This is a genomic window from Streptomyces sp. NPDC037242 (assembly GCF_055604165.1).
Genome location: NZ_JBVJUY010000027.1, coordinates 36206 through 52331, shown reverse-complemented (window position 1 = coordinate 52331; position 16126 = coordinate 36206). Strand labels below are relative to the sequence as shown.

Here is a 16126-nt window from a genome sequence, read left to right as displayed (position 1 = left end):
GGACTATCTGACGGTCAGGGCGTCGAGGTAGGACCGTACGTTGCGGCGCGTCTCGGGGACGCTGTCGCCGCCGAACTTCTCCGCGACCGCGTCGGCCAGCACCAGCGCGACCATGGCCTCGGCCACGATGCCCGCGGCCGGGACGGCGCAGACGTCCGAGCGCTGGTGGTGGGCCGCCGCGGCCTTGCCCGTGGCCACGTCGACGGTGGACAGGGCCCGCGGCACGGTCGCGATGGGTTTCATCGCGGCCCGTACGCGCAGCAGCTCGCCCGTGGTCAGGCCGCCCTCCGTGCCTCCGGAGCGGCCGGAGGTGCGGCGGATGCCGTCCGGGGTCGGCACGATCTCGTCGTGGGCCCGCGATCCGGGCACCCGCGCGAGGTCGAAGCCGTCGCCGACCTCGACGCCCTTGATGGCCTGGATGCCCATCAGGGCGGCGGCCAGCCTGGCGTCCAGGCGGCGGTCCCAGTGGACGTGCGAGCCCAGACCGACCGGCACTCCGTACGCCAGGACCTCCACCACACCGCCCAGGGTGTCCCCCTCCCGGTGGGCCCGGTCGATCTCGGCGACCATCGCCTCGGAGGCCTGCGCGTCGAGACAGCGCACCGGGTCCGCGTCCAGCCGGTCCACGTCGCCGGGGACCGGGTACAGGCCGTGCGGGGCCTTGGCCGCGGCCAGTTCGACGACGTGCGAGAGGATCTCGATCCCGGCCGTCTCCCTGAGGTACGACCTCGCCACCGCGCCCAGCGCCACCCGGGCCGCCGTCTCCCGGGCGCTGGCGCGCTCCAGGACCGGGCGGGCCTCGTCGAAGCCGTACTTCTGCATGCCGGCCAGGTCGGCGTGGCCCGGGCGGGGCCGGGTCAGCGGGGCGGCCCGGCCGAGGTCGGCGAGGACGTCCGGGTCCACGGGGTCGGCCGACATGACCTGCTCCCATTTGGGCCACTCGGTGTTGCCCACCATGACCGCGACGGGCGAGCCCAGGGTCAGGCCGTGGCGGACACCGCCGAGGAAGGTGACCTCGTCGCGCTCGAACCTCATCCGGGCGCCGCGTCCGTGGCCGAGGCGCCGCCGCGCCAGGTGGTCGGCCACCGCCTGCGTGGTGATCGGTACGCCTGCGGGAACGCCCTCCAGGATCCCCACCAGTGCCGGTCCGTGTGACTCCCCCGCGGTGAGCCAGCGCCACCTGCTCAACTGAGGGCCCCCTCGCGTACGGCCGGGAGCTCCGGGTCGCGTGCGGGACGGCGGCGCAGCTCGGCGGCGGCGCTGACCAGGGTGAGCAGCAGGGTGATCCCCACGCCACCGAGGATGGCGACCACGGGGGTGGAGCCCGAGAGGACGGTCGCGGCCACGGACGCGGTGATGGTGTAGCCGACGCCCTGGACGGCGTACTGGATGGAGTACCCGGCCGTGTGGGCGTGCTCCGGGAGGCGCTCGCGCAGGCTCATGCTGCGGGTGACCATCACGCCCGCCTGGAAGACGCCGGCCGCGAGGAAGGCGAGGGCGATGCCGACCAGGTTGGTGAACACCGCGGACAGCGCGACGCAGACCGAGGTGATCAGCAGGAAGACCAGGCTCTGGCCGCGTACCGTGCCCGGCCAGGTCCGCAGGCCGTAGAGGAACGCGCCGGCCGCGCTGGTCAGGGAGAACAGGGCGAGCAGGGCCCCGGCCCAGTTGACGGTGAGCTGCCGGTATTCGAGGAGCGGGGTGAGGGCGAGCTCCGCGGTGGCCAGCATGGACATCGCGCCCGCGCTGGTCAGGTAGATGGGCCAGGCGGAGGCGAGCACCCGGCCCCGGCCGATGGTCTTGGCCTTCTTGTCCGTCTGCCCCGCGGCCGCTGCGTCGGCCTCGGCCTCGGGCCGGTAGGCCGGCAGCAGGAAGAGGATCACCGCGGCCGCGAGGAACCCGACCGCGCCGACTGCCATCGGCGCGCTCGGCGAGGCGTTCACCGCCAGGACGACGACGAGCGCGGGGGCCCCGCCCCAGGTGATCTGGGTCAGGACCGTCTCGGCGCTCAGCGCCCGGGGCTCGTCGGCCTTGTCCACGAGGGCGATCAGCATCGACCGCATTCCGCCGGGGCCCGCGGCCGGGGCCGCGCCGGCCGCGAAGGCCAGTGCGGCCGTCACGGCCACCGGGGCCTCGGGGAACAGGGCGAGACCGGCGAAGGCGGCGGCGCCGGCCGCCATGCCGACGGCCAGGTGGACGTGGAGCCGCTTCGGGCGCATCCAGGCCCCGAGCACCACTGATCCCAGCACCTCGCCGAGGACGTAGGCGGCGGCCAGCGTCGCGCCCAGCGAGTAGCCGCCCGCGGTGTCGCGGACGAGGAACACCAGGCCCAGGGGGGCTACGGCGATGGGCAGCCTGCCGACGAAGGCGGCGGCCATCCACAGCAGGACGTTCCCTTTGAGGATCTTCCGGTAACTCATGGTCCTTCTTCTCTTCGCTTCTTGTTGCGGGTCGTCGGCCGTGGCGGGTGGTGGTCGGCCGCAAGCGCTCGTCAGACGAACAGCCCGGACAGGAGGTCCTCGGTCTTCTCCGCGGCGGCCATGTCCTCGGCGACGAGGCAGTACTCGACCGTGCCGCCGTGCGTGCTGTCGTCGGAGGTGATGACGACGCCGGTCCGGGTCTGCGGGTCGAAGGCGAGGCCCAGTTCCCGGATCCTGTCGACGGCTTCCCGGAAGGACGGCACCTGCCAGTGGTGGCGCTGGATGAGGATGCGTTCCCGGAGGAAGTCCGGTCCCACGAGCTGCTCGGCCAGGTAGTTGATGTGGGTCGAGCCGCCCACGCGCCCGTTGAACTCGTTGATCAGGATGTCGCCGCCGGGCGTGACGATCGCGTCCACGCTGATCGGGCCGCGGTAGCCCATGGCGCGGACCGTCTCGCAGAGGCGGTGTGCCTCGGCGAGGAACTGCGGGAAGCCCGGGTGGTCGGCCGACTTCGCCGGAATGACCAGACCGTTGAAGATCGGACCCATCAGCATCTCGCCGTGCCCGAAGAGCTCGGTCTCCTCCTCGCCGATGCGGAACTCGGCGTAGACGGGCACGCTGTCCGGGGTGTAGTCCTCGACGACCACCGGCCGGCTGTCGTCGTCCGAGTACCAGGACCACCGCTGGTCCAGATGGCGGGCGAGGTCCTCCCGGCTGCTGAGGACGGTGACTTCGGGGGCGCCGATGGGGGTGACGCCGCCGTCGCGGCTGAGGATGGCGTTGCCGTAGCCGGCGACGTGGAAGTCCTTCTTCACGATGGCGTGGCGGTCCCGTCCGAGGAGTTCCCACAGGAACTCCTCGGCCTCGGCCCGGGCGAAGGCCACCACGCCCCTGGGGATGGGGTTGCCGATGCCGGCGGCCAGTGCCCGGAACGTCGCCTTGCTGTTGAGGAGTTGGCCCCCGCCCTGGTGGATGTAGCGGAATCCGGGGGTCGTTCGGCCGAGTTCCAGGGAGTGGGCCAGCCGCACGACCGGGCTGTCGTAGTAGATCGGGAAGACCCGGTCGACGCCGGACTCCTCGGCGTTGCGGCGGAGTTCCTCGACGAACGGCCGGTCGTCCCAGCGGTCCGGGGTGAGGACGTCGACGCCCAGGGTGCCCGCGGGCGGGGCCAGGACGGTGATCCGGTCGCGGTCGGCGCCGGTCAGGGCGGTGACGTAGGCGAGGAACTCCTCGCTGGGTACGTGCGGTACGACGAGGACGTCGCCCTCGGACGCGTACCAGATCATGCGCTGGGCGGTCACGCCCGCGGTCCTGCGGTGCTCCGCGGTGAGTTCTGCCAGGTCGCCGACCATCTGGGCCGTGCGGTTGTTGGCTATGAACAGGGTGCTCATCGAGTCTCCACGGTTGCTTCGAGCCGCTCGATCTGGTCGGCGACGGTCTGGGTGGGCAGCACCACGGCGCAGCGGCCGGCCGCGTAGTGCAGGGCGCTGCGGTGGTCCTCCGCGGTGAAGTCGGCCACGGCGTCGGCGACCAGGAAGGTCTGGATGTCGTTCGTGTACGACTCGACGGCGGTCGCCAGGACTCCGATGTTGGCGTAGATCCCGCAGATGACCAGCTGGTCGCGGCCCTGCTCGCGCAGGAAGCCGAGGAGGCCGGTGCGGTGGAAGGCGCTGTAGCGCCACTTGGTGTACACCTGGTCGCCCGGCCGCGGTGCGATGCCGTCGACGACCTCGCGCTGCTCGGGGCTCACCGACATGCCCGGCCCCCAGAAGTCGCGCAGCAGGCCGCGGTCCTGCTCGCTCATGCCGCCCGGCTGGGCGGTGTAGGCCACCGGAATCCCCTGTGCGGCGCACCGCTCGCGCAGCTCGCGGACGTTGGCGGTGAGGGAGAGCACGGGGTCGGCGGCGGCCGGGAAGGCGTCGACGAAGTACCGCTGCATGTCGTGGATGAGCAGCACCGCACGTGCGGGGTCGACCCTCCAGTCGGCCTTGTTGGCCGGGAGTTCGGCTTCGGCCGGCATGGGGTAGGGCTGGATTGCTGGCAGTGACACGGGAGTTGGGGAACCTCTCACTGGTGGGGCCAGGACTCGGCGACCGTGATGGCCTGTCCGAGGTTGAGACGGGGGTCGCACAGCGTGGTGTAGGCCTCGCCCAGCGCGTTCAGCTCGGCCTCGTCCGCCCAGCACTCGACGACGGGGGCGGCGGTGGCTTCCAGGTGGAGCCCGCCCGGTACGCCGCCCTCCTGGAGCACGGCGGAGTGGAAGCCCTGGACCTCCCGTACGACGGTGGCGACGGAGCGGGTCTTGTGGCCGGCCGGGCCGGTGACGGTGTTGCCGTGCATGGGGTCGGACAGCCAGATCACCGGGTGCCCGGCGTCCCGTACGGCCGCGACGAGGGCGGGGAGGCGGTCGGCGACGAGGTCGGCGCCGAGCCGGGGGATCAGGGTGAGCCGGCCGGGCTGCCGGTTGGGGTCGAGGCGCTCGCACAGCGCGAGCAGTTCGGCGGGCTCCATGGCGGGCCCGACCTTGCAGGCCACCGGGTTGGCGACCTGGGAGAGCAGTGCGACGTGGGCGCTGTCGAGTTGGCGGGTGCGTTCGCCGATCCACGGCCAGTGGGCGGAGGTGAGGAAGGTCCGGTTGTAGGCGTCGCGGCGCAGTTGGGGCAGCTCGTAGTCGAGCAGGAGGGCCTCGTGGCTGCTCCAGAGCGGAGCGCCGTCGGTGCCGTCCTGGCGTTCGCGCAGCAGGCCGAGGACGTCTCCGGCCGCCTCGTGGCAGTCGAGCATGCGCAGCGGGTCGGGTGTGCGCAGCAGGGGGTCGAACTCCGGGCCGTTGACCATCGGGCCGCGGTGTACGGGGAGTTCGACGCCGCCGCGCCGCTCGGTCGGCTGGGAGCGGGGTTTGGCGTACTGTCCGGCGATCCGGCCGACGCGCAGTACGGGCAGCCCGGAGCGCGCCTGGAGGACGCCGGCGAGGCACTCGGCCAGGCCGGCCTTGCGGGCCACGGCTTCGGGGGTGCGGTCGGCGGGGTCCTCGGCGCAGTCGCCGGCCTGAACGATCAGGGCGTTGCCGGCCGCGACCTCGGCGAGCAGGCTGCGCAGGCGCAGGATCTCGCGCGAGGGTACGAGCGGCGGGCTGTCGCGGATCTCGCGGACGGCCTTGGCCAGGAGGTCCTGGTCGGGCCAGTGCGGCTGCTGCGCGGCGGGCAGGGCGCGCAGCGCGTCGTGCTCGGCGGCGGCGAGCGGCAGCAGGGCCGCGTCGGTGTGGCGGGGACGGGTCAGGGTGTTCACCGGTTGCTCCCGGTCGGGGTGGGCGTGGCGGTCGGGGCGGTCGGGGCGGCGAGGGCCGTGGTGACGAGTTGGCGGAGCAGTGCGGGCCCGTCCTCGGTCAGCAGGGACTCGGGGTGGAACTGGGCGGTGGCGAAGCCGGGGCCGCGCAGTCCGTGCACCTCGCCGGTGTGCGGGTCGCGGCTGACCTCCACGCCGGTGGCGGTGTCCAGGCGGTCGCCGGCTGACCGGCCCGCGAAGGTGTTGTAGAACCCGGCTCGTGCGCGGCGGCCGAAGAAGTCGATCTCCTGCTGGAGGCCCTGGTTGGGGGTTTCCTTGCGGACCAGCTCGACTCCGAGCAGCGAGGAAACGACCTGGTGCCCGAGGCACACGGCGACGAGCGGGGTCCCGGCGTCGAGCAGCCGCCGGGCCAGAGCGCGCGAGGTGGCGATCTTGGGGTCCTCGGTGCGCCTCGGGTCCCCGGGCCCGGGGCCCAGGAGCACCAGATCCGCCCGGCTCAGGTCCTCGTCGGAGACCTCGCGCCAGGGGTGTACGGTCACCGACGGCCCCAGGGAGCCCAGTTGGTGGGCGAGCATCGCGGTGAAGGTGTCCTCGTTGTCCACGACGGCCACCCGCAGCCCCGCGAGCTCGGGTACGGCGTACGCCCCGGCGGGCATCGGGTCCAGCCAGAACCGGGCGAGCCGCTCGTTGTACGAGGCGAGGCCCCTCAGCACCTCCGGGTGCTCGCCGAGCCGCCGGGCCGCGCCGGCAGCGGGGCGGTCGGCGACGGCTCCGGCGGTGACGGCGGTCGCCGCGGCCGCGGCCGCGGCCGCCGTCGGCTGCTCGCGCAGCACCGAGAGGAGCCCGGCGGCCTTCGCGTGCGTCTCGGCGACCTCGCTCTGCGGGTCGGAGTGGCGTACCAGGGTCGCGCCCACCCCGATCTCCAGCCGGCCGTCCGTATCGATCTCGGCGGTGCGGATGAGGATCGCGGAATCCATGGCCCGGCGGCCGGCGGCGTCCCGGCCGACGAGTGCCAGCGCCCCGCTGTAGTACGAGCGGCCGCGGGGTTCGTAGCGGTGCAGCACCTCGCAGGCGCTCTCCACCGGGCTGCCGGTGACCGTCGGGGCGAACATCGTCTCGCGCAGGATGTCCCGTACGTCGAGGCGGCTCTCGCCCCTGATGAAGTACTCGGTGTGGGCGAGCCGGGCCATCTCCTTGAGGAAGGGACCCTCCACCCGCAGGCCCGGTTCGCAGATCCGGGACATCATCTTGAGTTCCTCGTCGACCACCATCTGCAGTTCCTCGCGTTCCTTGCGGTCGGCGAGGAGCCCGAGGGCTCCGGCGACGGTGGGGCCCGTCGCCGGATAGCGGTAGGTGCCGCTGATCGGGTTCATGGTGACCGTCCCCGACTCCAGGCTGATGTGCCGCTCGGGCGAGGCCCCGACGAGCGTCCGGTCCCCGGTGTGGACCAGGAAGGTCCAGTACGCGCCGGCCTCCCGGGCGAGGAGCCGGCTGAAGAAGGTCAGGGCGGCGGCCGGGCCGTAGCCCTCGATGGTGGCGGTGAACGCGCGCTTGATGACGAAGTTCGCACCCGCGCCCTGGCCGATCTCCTCGGCGATCACCTTGCGCACGATCTGCGCGTACTCGGCGTCCGGGATGTCGAACGCCTCGTCGCGCAGGGCGAGCGGTGCGTCGGGCAGGGTGGCCAGGAACCGGCCGGTGGACAGGGAGTGCTGCTCGCGCACCTTGAGGACGGTCAGCGGGGCGCCGTCGTCGGTGCAGGTGTAGCCGCGTTCGGCGATCTGCCGGTACGGGAGCAGGGCCAGCAGGTCGTGACCGGCCGCGGCCCCGGCGCCGGGGTCCTCGTCCAGCGGGATCGCGGCCAGCTGCTCGACCGTCGTGACGTCCCCGAGGAGGAGTTCGAGCCGGTCGGGGCCGGTCGCGTGCGGGCGGTGCAGCAGGGCGAAGGGGGTGCCGTCGAGGGGGACGGCTATGTCGCCGTCGAGGGGGCTGGTGTCCGTGGTAACCATGTCGCTCTTCCTTGTCGAACCGTGTCAGCCCTCGGAGTCCTGCGCGAGATCCGTCAGGAAGCCGTCGATGTGGTGGTGGAGCAGGGGTGCGCGGGTGGCGTCGAGTGCTTCGAAGTGGGTGCACTCCAGTTCCCGTACGCGCAGTTGCGGTGCGCGCCGCGCCCACTGACCGAGCTGGTCGGAGTGCCGGTCGGCGGTGCAGGAGACCAGCAGCGCGGGTCCGCGGTGGGCGTCGGACGCGCGGTGGGCGTAGGCGGCTTCCAGGTGGGCGGCGGCGACTTCGCGCAGCCGTTCGCCCTGTTCGCCGTCGGGCTGCGATCCCATGGACCGTCCGATGCGGTCCAAGAACGCCTCGCGGTCGGTGCCGGGCCGGGCGGCGAGCTCGGCGTAGCTGTCCACCATGACCACGGCCGGGGCGGGGACGTCGCCGTCCTGGGCGAGGCGGCCGGCCAGTTCCCAGGCCAGTACGCCGCCGAGGGACCAGCCAACGAGGTACCGGGGCGGACGGGGCAGGGTACGCAGTTCGGCGAGGTAGCGCTCGACCATGGCGGGTACGTCGCGGTCGGGCCGCTCGCCGGGCAGCAGTCCCGAGGCGCGGATGGCGTGGACCGGGCCGCGGCGGACGAGTTCGCCGGCGAGCTGGAAGTACGGGCTGATGCCGCCGCCGGCCGCGGGCAGCAGGACGGTCTGGTCGCCGCCGCCTTCGCTCTCGCCGAGCGGGATGAGGAGCGGCTGGTGCGGGGTCACTGTGGTCATGCCTGGTTCCTCCGTGCGGTGACGGCTTCGGCCAGGGCGCCCACCGTCGGCGCCTTGAAGAAGTCGAGGACCGGGATCCGTACGCCGAACCGGTTCTCGATCCGGGTGAGGGCGGTCAGTACGTTCAGGGAGTGCGCGCCCTGGTCGAAGAGGGAGCCGTGCACCGTCACCTGCCGGTCGAGGAGCGTGCTCCAGATCCCGCGCAGCCCCTCGACGAGCCACGGGTCGAGGCCCTCGGTGGTCTCGGGGTCGGCGTCGGCGTCGGCGTCGGCGTCGGCGTCGGCCGGCGTGGTGGCGGGGAGCAGTTCGGGCAGTGCGCGCAGCAGCGCCGCCCGGTCCAGCTTCCCGTTGTGGCTGGTGGGGATGGCGGCCACGGTCAGCACGTGGGCCGGGACCATGTAGGAGGGCAGTGTCGCGGCGAGCGCGGCGCGCACCTGCGCGGGGCGGGCCGGGTGGTCCTCGGCCGGGACCAGGAAGAGCACCAACTCCCGCTGCGCGCCCTCCTTGTGGGCGGCCGCGACCGCGGCGCGGACGCCGGGTACGGCCAGGGCCGCGTTCTCCAGCTCGCCGAGTTCGACGCGGTGGCCGCGGATCTTGACCTGGTGGTCGTCCCGTCCGGCATAGACCAGCACCCCGTGCTCGTCGCGGAACACGACGTCGCCGGTGCGGTAGCGGCGTGCGTCCGGGCCGGCGCCGTACGGGTCGGGGACGAAGCGTTCCGCGGTCCGTTCGGGGTCGTTGACGTAGCCCTGGGCTGGGCAGTCGCCGCCGAGCAGCAGCTCGCCGGGGACGCCGGCCGGGGCCAGGTGTCCGGTGACGTCCACGACCTGGGCGCCGACGCCGGGGATCGGGAGGCCGATCGGTACGTGGGAGGGCCAGGGCTGGGTGTCGGCGGACAGCTCCTGCGCCGTGACGACATGGGTCTCGGTGGGGCCGTACATGTTGAACAGGCCGATGCCGGGGCGGCGGGCGAAGAACTCCTGGACGGCCCGTTCGACCTGCAACTGCTCGCCAGCGACGCAGATGTGACGGAGAGTCGGCAGTTCCTCGGCCAGTTCGTCGGCGGCGAGGGCGAAGGGGCGCAGCGCGGCCACCGGGAGGTAGAGGTGGGTCACCGCGGTCTCGGCCACCCGGCGCACCAGGGAGGGCAGGTCGCGCCGGTCCACGGGGTCGCGGGAGATCAGCGTGCCTCCGGCGGCCAGCGTCGGGAAGATCTCCTGGAAGGAGACGTCGAAGCCGATCGGCGCGTACTGCATGAAGCGCGTGGTGGCGTCCATGGCGAGCACGTCGAGCTGCCATCGGGTCAGGTTGACCAGGGCCCCGTTGCCCATGAGCACGCCCTTGGGGCGGCCGGTGGAGCCCGAGGTGAACATGGCGTAGACGGGGTCCCCGGGGCCCCGCTCGGCGGCCGGGACCCGATGTGCCTGCCGGTCGCCCTCCGGGCGCGGGGCCGCCAGCTGCTCCGGGGTGAGGACGGTGGCGGCGCCGAAGACGCCTTCGCCGACCACGAGCCGGCAGTCGGCCTGGGCGGTCATCATGTCGAGGCGCTCGGCGGGGAGTTGGGGGTCGAGCGGGAGGTAGGCGGCCCGGCGCTCCAGGATCGCCAGCACGCTCGCGACGGTCGCGGCCAGTCCCCGGGTGGCGACGCCGACGACGCTCTCGTGGCCGACGCCGCGGTCGGCGAGGCCGGCCGCGATGGCGCGTACGGTCCGGGCGAGCTCGCCGTACGTCGTGCTGGAGCCGTCGGCGACGATGGCCGTCCGGTCGGGGTGTTCGGCCGCGGTGGCCATGACCCACTCGTACACGGTGGCGTACTCGGTGGACGGGGACGGGGACGGGGAACCGGACCGGGCCGGCGCCGTGGTCAGGACGGGCCCGGCGTCGCGGAACAGTTCGGCGAGGGTGCCACCGGGGTTGCGGGCGGCGTTGCCCACGGCTTCGCGAAGGGAGTCGGCGATGCCCTGCGCCACGACGGGCGGCAGCAGCGCCAAGTCGTGCTCCAGTTCCAGGAGCCAGCCCTCGGCGGTGGGGGTGGCGAACAGCAGCAGGTCGAACTTGGCGGTTCCGTTGCCGTGCTGGCGCACCGACCGTACGGGACCCCCGGGCTCGACCACGGTGCTGTCCTGCATGGCGAGCAGCGCCGAGAACACCGGGTTGCGGTTGCTGGAGCGGTCCGGCGCGCCGTGCGCCGCGATCCGGTTGAAGGGGATGTGGGAACGGAACTTCGTGTCCTCGACCTCCTCGTCCACCACCTTGGCGACGAACTCGTCGAAGGGGGAGGTCCAGTCGACCGGCACGGACATCGGCAGGGTGTTGACGAAGAACCCGCACAGGCCGAAGGAGCCGAGGGTGCGCCGGGACATCAGGGTGGCGCCGAGCGTCGCGTGGTCGCCGCCCGAGTGCCGGGCCAGGACCGTCGCGTACGCCGCCGCGTAGAAGGTGAAGGCGGTGATGCCCAACTTCCGGCACGTCGCATCGACGGCCGCGGACTCCGCGGCGGTGAGCGGGAGTTCGATCCGCGCACCGGCGAAGTCGGTCTCGGTCGGACGGCCCGGCCGGGGGTAGAGCTCGGTCGCCCGGACGGTGGCGAGACGGGCGGCCAGCGCTGCGGCCTCCTCCTCGGTCTCCTCGTCGGCCGCGGCGGCGAGCTGCGCCTGGAGTTCGGCGCGCAGCGCGCCCTCTCGGCCGGCGCGCAGCGCCTCGACGTCGAGGGTGCCGCCGAGCGCGGCGGTCAGGTCACCGACGAACGGCCCGGCGGAGAACCCGTCGAAGACCGTGTGGTGGACGGCGAGCAGCAGCGTCGCCGCGGACTCGTCTTCGCAGCGCAGATGGGCCGCGCGGAAGAGCGGTGGATCGTCCAGGGAGAAGACGTGGTCGGACAGCTGCGCGAGCAACGCGTCGCGCCGCCCGGGGAATTCGGCCGCGGACGTCTCTTCGGAGTCCAGCGGCAGGCGTTCGGGCGGGAGCGGGGCGAGCAGCTCGGCGTGCGGTGAAGGCGCCTCGTGCAGCCCCAGTCGGAGCGTGGGCTGCACGGCGGTCACCGCCGCGAGTGCGGCGCGCAGGTCGCGCGCCGCTGTCCCGGGGTCGAGCCGGAACTCCAGGACGATGTTGTAGAGGTTGCGGGCGGCAACCGACCGGTCGATGACGAGCAGCCCGAGCTGGGCCTCGGTCACCGGGAAAATCTGGGTGTTCTGCACAGGAAGACCTCACGGGTATGCGGGCGGCACCGGCGGTAAACCCATTAAAATCATTCCTTCGCAAAGGTTTCAAATGTAATCGGCGACCCTGATCGAAACGCGCCCTGCCCCCGGCGTCGGCCAGGGGCAGGGCGTATCGGTGGCGCGGGGAGGCGGCCTTCAGGCGTCCGGAGTCGCCATCACCCGCTGCGCGTAGGCCGCGGCGGCCGGGCCCAGCTGCACCGAACCGTGGCTCGCGACGGCGTGGATGTCGCGCCAGAAGCGCTGGAGCTCCCCGTCCTCGTCCTGGCCGCGGGCACCGGCGCTGCGGTAGAGCCGCTCCACGGCGGCGACCAGCAGATCGATCGCCACGGCGCAGTCGCGCAGGTTCAGCGGCACCTGCGCCGCAGGGTCCTCGGCCCGGTCGGCCCGCTGCGCCGCTCCCGCGAGCAGCAGCCCGGCGGCGTCGATCTCGGCCGAGGAGCGGGCGAGCACCTGCTGGCAGGTGCCGTCCTCGAAGGCCGGACGGCCGTCCGGGGTCCGCCGCTCGCGGGTGATCGCGATCCAGGCCCGTAGCGCCCCCCGGGCCGCACCCAGTGCCGGCGCGACGAAGAGCAGGGAGGCAACCAGGGGGAACGGGATGCGATGGCAGCGGGCCGCCTCGGGGTCCGCCGAGCCGGCCAGCAGGTCCTCGCGCGTCATGGCGCGGTGTTCGGGGACGAAGGCGCCGTCGACGCTCAGCGTGTGGCTCCCGGTGCCGCGCAGCCCGGCATTGCGCCAGGTGTCGTGGACCCGTACGTCGTCGGCCGGCACGGCCAGGATGCGCTGACGGGGGCCTTGGGGGGCGCCCTCGACGCTGGCCAGCAGTACCCACCGTGCGTGGCGCACCGCGCTTGCCATGGCCCAAGTGCCCGAAAGCCGCCAGCCGCCGGGTACTGGGGTGAGTTCACCGGACGGCGGCACAACAGCGGCCGCTATGGACACATCCGGCGACTCCTGCCACAGTTCCTTCTGAGCCTCCCGCGGCAGATGGGCGGCGAGTCGACCGTGGGCCGCCAGCAGTGCGGCGCACCAGGCGGCGGACGGGCACTCCTCCCCCACCACAGCGACCGCCTCCACGATTTCGGCGAAGGTACCGGCCGAGCCCGACCATCGCCGGGGCACGAAGTGCCGCAGGAATCCCGCATCGGACAGGGCCGAGACCACGGCGGGGCTCAGGTCCCTGTCCCGTTCGGACCCCTTCGCGTGCCGGGCCGCCTCCGCTGCGGCAACTCGGCTCGCGAGCTGTGTTGTTGCTCCGGACGACAGGTGACTGGACATGAGCGGCGCCTCCTCGGCGGCTGTCAGAGAAAGAATTCACAGACGAATGTTTTTGGGTGTAGGTTCATACCCCCGCACTTCTGCGGCACTTCAGGTAGGCAAGGAGGCGGCCCTCCGATGAAACAGGACAGGTCGCGGCGCACACACGCCCTGGTCTTGGACGCAGCCGCCGCGGAGTTCGCCGCTCACGGATTCGCCCGTACCAATCTGCAGATCGTGGCGAGGCACACCGGACTGACCAAGGGCGCGGTGTACGGTCACTTCTCCTCCAAGGAGGCCTTGGCCGACGAGCTGGTCCGCCTCTTCGAGGAGAGCTGGGGGGACTTGCTGCGCAGCGCCGAACAGACCGGAACCGCACCCCCGGCCGGCCTGCGCACGCTGCTGCTGGAGCTGACCCGGCACGCCCAGGAGGACGTCCGCTTCACTGCGGGCCTGCGCCTCGCCTCCGAGGAGGCCCGGGCGACGGGCGAAACACCCGCCTTCATCGCGGGGTTGGGCGACACGATCGCCCGCCTCGTGCGGAGCGCGCAGGAGCACGGGGTCGTCGATCCCGCGCTCGACGCCGAGTCCGTGAGCCGGCTGCTGCTGGCCCTCGTGCTCGGCGTGCACCAGGTCACGTCCACCGCGGCAGCTGATCCGACGCCCCAGCAGGTCCTCGCCATATGGGACTTGACCCTCCTCCTCATCCGCCCCGCCGCCAACTGAACGCCTCCCGCGGGCCGCACGGGACAGGCGCGGCGCACGGGAGGCGTCGAGGCATCGAGGCGTGGAGGACAAAGGCGAGCGCACTAGGGGGTGTCTGACGGATGTCCGCGGCGTCGCGACGCCCGGCAGGCACCCCCTAGACCCGCATCAGCGGGCGGAGCCGGGTTCCGGCCGTCCGCCCCTGCCGCGTCGGCGGCCGGCTCGACCGCACCTCGCTGACCGCGCTTTCCACGGCACACAGGATCTGCTCCGCGCGCGGCTGCAACAGTGCTCCCGCTGCCGTGAGTTCGACCGGCAGCCGGCCCCGCCGGTGGAAGAGCTCCACACCGAGGGCCTGCTCCAGGAGCTTGATCTGGCCGGTGACCGTGGACTGCGCGCAGTGCAGGTTCTTCGCCGCCTGGGTGAAGCTCAGCTCCCGCGCTACTTCGCGGAAGGCCCGGAGATGCTGGAGTTCCACGAGTTCCCCTCCCCCACCGGTGCCACGGGAACACGGGGACGGTAGAGGGCCGTGCAGCGCGCGATCGTCCGCTCCCCCTGAACGGCTGCCATTTGGATACGGCGCAGCCCGTGCCGCCCCGTGGTCGGCAGGGCCGACACGCCGTCCACGACCTTGATCATGGTAGGCTCGCGCAGCTCGCCGAAGGTGTCGAAACGCACCTCCGAGAAGGCGAGCGACCAGGCCGCGGGCCGCTGACCGGAACCGTTCTCCACCGGATCCCGCCCGTCCCGGCCGAGCCGACCGACCTGACCGAGCTGACCGACCTGGTGGCAGCCCGCCTGGCGGAACGCCTCGACGAGCGCCATGCCGGGAACGTGATCGCAGGAATGCTCGAAGTAGCCCGGGTGGTCGCCGTCCACGTGCATCAGGTACCGCCCCGGAGTGGCCGTCCCCGTCCGGTCGACGGAGAGCAGGACGTTCTCCTGCCGCTGCCGTCCGGCCTCGGCGGCGTCGAGCATACGGAGCTCCGCGGCGAGCGGGCCGAGCGCCACCGCCGCCGCGGCGGGCGCGGGAGCACGGCGGTTGCGCAGCAACCCGTACAACTCGGCGCCGACCGCAAGCAGGCGTACCGACACCCGGGCGCAGCGGCGGCCGCCCGACTCCACCCATGCCTCGAAACGCGCCCCGATCCGGTTCCCGGACGGGTGGGCCTCCGGGACGAACCGGCCGTCGAGCACGAGCTGGAGGGGCTCGCTGCCCACCACCAGCGCACCGGGGTCCACGATGTGGAAGTCAAGGTCGCGGAAGATGAAGCTGTGCGCCAGCGGGACCTCGTAGAAGCGGTGCGCGGTGTAGATCGCCGCCTGCCGCACGGTCTCGACCAGCAGCAGCGGGTCGCTGCTGCCCTCGGCGTCCGGCTGGTAGAGCGCGTGCTGGCGGGGCCACTGCGCGGCGATGCGCACCCGATTGCCCTCACCACGGCGTCCGTCGGTGAGGAAGACCTCGGCCACCGAGGCGCGGTGGACCAGGGAACGCGGGACCGTCCGGTCGAAGGTCAGGGCGCCCTCGATGGCCGCGGACCCCGACGGCAACTGCCGGGGCATGCGCGGCAGGTCGGCGCGGGAGACCGGGCCGGGCGCGAGTGAAGGACTGGACAGCAAGACAGAACCCCCCGATAGATCGATCCTCGGCAACGTGCGTCCGATTATCGGATCGAAAATAAACCTGCCGGAAGGTATATTGCAACCCTTGAAAGTTTCCGAAAACTGCCATACCGGAGGGTCGGCAGCAGGGACACCAGAGATCAGCGGGGACACGCCATGAGCAGCACCAGCGACACCACGACCAGCATCGGCTCGACCCGGCAGCACGCGGGGCGCGAGCTGAAGCAGGAGCGCGCCCGACGGACCAGGGAGCAGATCCTGTGGGCCGCCGCCGAGGAGTTCAAGGAGAAGGGCTACCCGGCGGTGACCCTTCAGCACGTCGCCACCCGGACCGGGCTGACCAAGGGCGCCGTCTACTTCCACTACGCCAACAAGGAGGCCCTCGCCGTCGCCGTCGTCGAGGAGCACTACGCCCGCTGGGCACCCCTGGTGACCGAGGTGCAGGAGTCCGAGCGCGCGCCGCTGGACATCATGCTGACCGTGCTCGACCGCACCGCCGAGCTCTTCCGCGACGACACGATGGTCCAGGCCGGCGCCCGACTGCAGATCGAGCGTTCACTGATCAAGGCGGACCTCCCCCAGCCGTACGTGGGCTGGCAGGAGCTGATGACCACGCTGGCCTCCGCGGCGCTCGACGCCGGCCAGCTGCGCCCGGGCACCTCGCCCGCCGCGCTCGCCCGCGTGATCGTCGCCGCTTTCTTCGGCACCCAGCACATCTCCGACGTGCTCACCGGCCGGGCCGACCTGATGGAGCGCTACGCCGAGCTCCGGGACATCGTCTTCACCGGCGTCACGGCCTGACGTACGGCCGGGCACCCGGTCCGACGTACGGTCGCCCGAAACCCGACCCCACCCG

13 protein-coding genes are annotated in these 16126 nt (G+C 72.7%); 2 read left to right on the top strand and 11 right to left on the bottom strand.

The genetic code is table 11. The annotated features are described in order from the left end of the window. Positions 1-3: 3 nt before the first annotated feature. The 9 genes from aroC to ACZ7GJ_RS27750 form a co-directional block, all read right to left on the bottom strand. Positions 4-1188 (bottom strand): chorismate synthase, encoded by a 1185-nt coding sequence (gene aroC / locus ACZ7GJ_RS27790; protein WP_470755636.1) that lies wholly within the window; start codon positions 1186-1188, stop codon positions 4-6. Beyond that, positions 1185-2420, bottom strand: a complete 1236-nt coding sequence (locus ACZ7GJ_RS27785) for an MFS transporter (RefSeq protein ID WP_470755635.1) — start codon at positions 2418-2420, stop codon at positions 1185-1187. Before ACZ7GJ_RS27785 ends, aroC begins: the two co-directional genes overlap by 4 nt. 71 nt (positions 2421-2491) lie before the next feature. Next, a complete protein-coding gene (locus ACZ7GJ_RS27780; RefSeq protein ID WP_470755634.1) occupies positions 2492-3811 on the bottom strand; it encodes a preATP grasp domain-containing protein in 1320 nt (439 codons plus the stop codon). Next, complete coding sequence (locus ACZ7GJ_RS27775) at positions 3808-4470, bottom strand: isochorismatase family protein (protein ID WP_470755633.1); 663 nt, start codon at positions 4468-4470, stop codon at positions 3808-3810. The genes ACZ7GJ_RS27780 and ACZ7GJ_RS27775 overlap by 4 nt, the downstream gene beginning before the upstream one ends. Positions 4471-4487: 17 nt before the next feature. After that, positions 4488-5696: a 3-deoxy-7-phosphoheptulonate synthase gene (locus ACZ7GJ_RS27770; RefSeq protein ID WP_470755683.1), complete on the bottom strand. Its 1209-nt coding sequence runs from the start codon at positions 5694-5696 to the stop codon at positions 4488-4490. Positions 5697-5701: 5 nt separating this feature from the next. Then, positions 5702-7711 carry an anthranilate synthase family protein gene (locus tag ACZ7GJ_RS27765; protein WP_470755632.1) on the bottom strand — a complete coding sequence of 670 codons (2010 nt, stop codon included), beginning with the start codon at positions 7709-7711 and terminating at the stop codon, positions 5702-5704. Positions 7712-7735: 24 nt separating this feature from the next. Continuing rightward, positions 7736-8467, bottom strand: coding sequence for an alpha/beta fold hydrolase (locus tag ACZ7GJ_RS27760; RefSeq protein WP_470755631.1), 732 nt, complete (start codon positions 8465-8467; stop codon positions 7736-7738). After that, positions 8464-11640, bottom strand: coding sequence for a non-ribosomal peptide synthetase (locus ACZ7GJ_RS27755; protein ID WP_470755630.1), 3177 nt, complete (start codon positions 11638-11640; stop codon positions 8464-8466). Before ACZ7GJ_RS27755 ends, ACZ7GJ_RS27760 begins: the two co-directional genes overlap by 4 nt. A gap of 183 nt (positions 11641-11823) precedes the next feature. Further along, complete coding sequence (locus ACZ7GJ_RS27750; RefSeq protein WP_470755629.1) at positions 11824-12963, bottom strand: acyl-CoA dehydrogenase family protein; 1140 nt, start codon at positions 12961-12963, stop codon at positions 11824-11826. Positions 12964-13080: 117 nt separating this feature from the next. Between ACZ7GJ_RS27750 and ACZ7GJ_RS27745 the strand changes: the two genes are divergently transcribed. Then, positions 13081-13668, top strand: coding sequence for a TetR family transcriptional regulator (locus ACZ7GJ_RS27745; RefSeq protein ID WP_470755628.1), 588 nt, complete (start codon positions 13081-13083; stop codon positions 13666-13668). Between the two features lie 136 nt (positions 13669-13804). Here the strand turns inward: ACZ7GJ_RS27745 and ACZ7GJ_RS27740 are convergent, their stop codons facing one another. Continuing rightward, positions 13805-14125 carry a LysR family transcriptional regulator gene (locus ACZ7GJ_RS27740; protein ID WP_470755627.1) on the bottom strand — a complete coding sequence of 107 codons (321 nt, stop codon included), beginning with the start codon at positions 14123-14125 and terminating at the stop codon, positions 13805-13807. Further along, positions 14089-15267 carry a ScbA/BarX family gamma-butyrolactone biosynthesis protein gene (locus tag ACZ7GJ_RS27735; protein ID WP_470755626.1) on the bottom strand — a complete coding sequence of 393 codons (1179 nt, stop codon included), beginning with the start codon at positions 15265-15267 and terminating at the stop codon, positions 14089-14091. Before ACZ7GJ_RS27735 ends, ACZ7GJ_RS27740 begins: the two co-directional genes overlap by 37 nt. Before the next feature lie 159 nt (positions 15268-15426). Between ACZ7GJ_RS27735 and ACZ7GJ_RS27730 the strand changes: the two genes are divergently transcribed. Then, positions 15427-16071, top strand: coding sequence for a ScbR family autoregulator-binding transcription factor (locus ACZ7GJ_RS27730; protein ID WP_470755625.1), 645 nt, complete (start codon positions 15427-15429; stop codon positions 16069-16071). Positions 16072-16126: the final 55 nt, after the last annotated feature.

Coding starts and splice junctions, on each gene's coding strand:
- ACZ7GJ_RS27745 (WP_470755628.1), top strand. CDS start 13,081: ATGAAACAGGACAGGTCGCGGCGCACACACGCCCTGGTCTTGGACGCA.
- ACZ7GJ_RS27765 (WP_470755632.1), bottom strand. CDS start 7,711: ATGGTTACCACGGACACCAGCCCCCTCGACGGCGACATAGCCGTCCCC.
- ACZ7GJ_RS27730 (WP_470755625.1), top strand. CDS start 15,427: ATGAGCAGCACCAGCGACACCACGACCAGCATCGGCTCGACCCGGCAG.
- ACZ7GJ_RS27750 (WP_470755629.1), bottom strand. CDS start 12,963: ATGTCCAGTCACCTGTCGTCCGGAGCAACAACACAGCTCGCGAGCCGA.
- ACZ7GJ_RS27785 (WP_470755635.1), bottom strand. CDS start 2,420: ATGAGTTACCGGAAGATCCTCAAAGGGAACGTCCTGCTGTGGATGGCC.
- ACZ7GJ_RS27760 (WP_470755631.1), bottom strand. CDS start 8,467: ATGACCACAGTGACCCCGCACCAGCCGCTCCTCATCCCGCTCGGCGAG.
- ACZ7GJ_RS27780 (WP_470755634.1), bottom strand. CDS start 3,811: ATGAGCACCCTGTTCATAGCCAACAACCGCACGGCCCAGATGGTCGGC.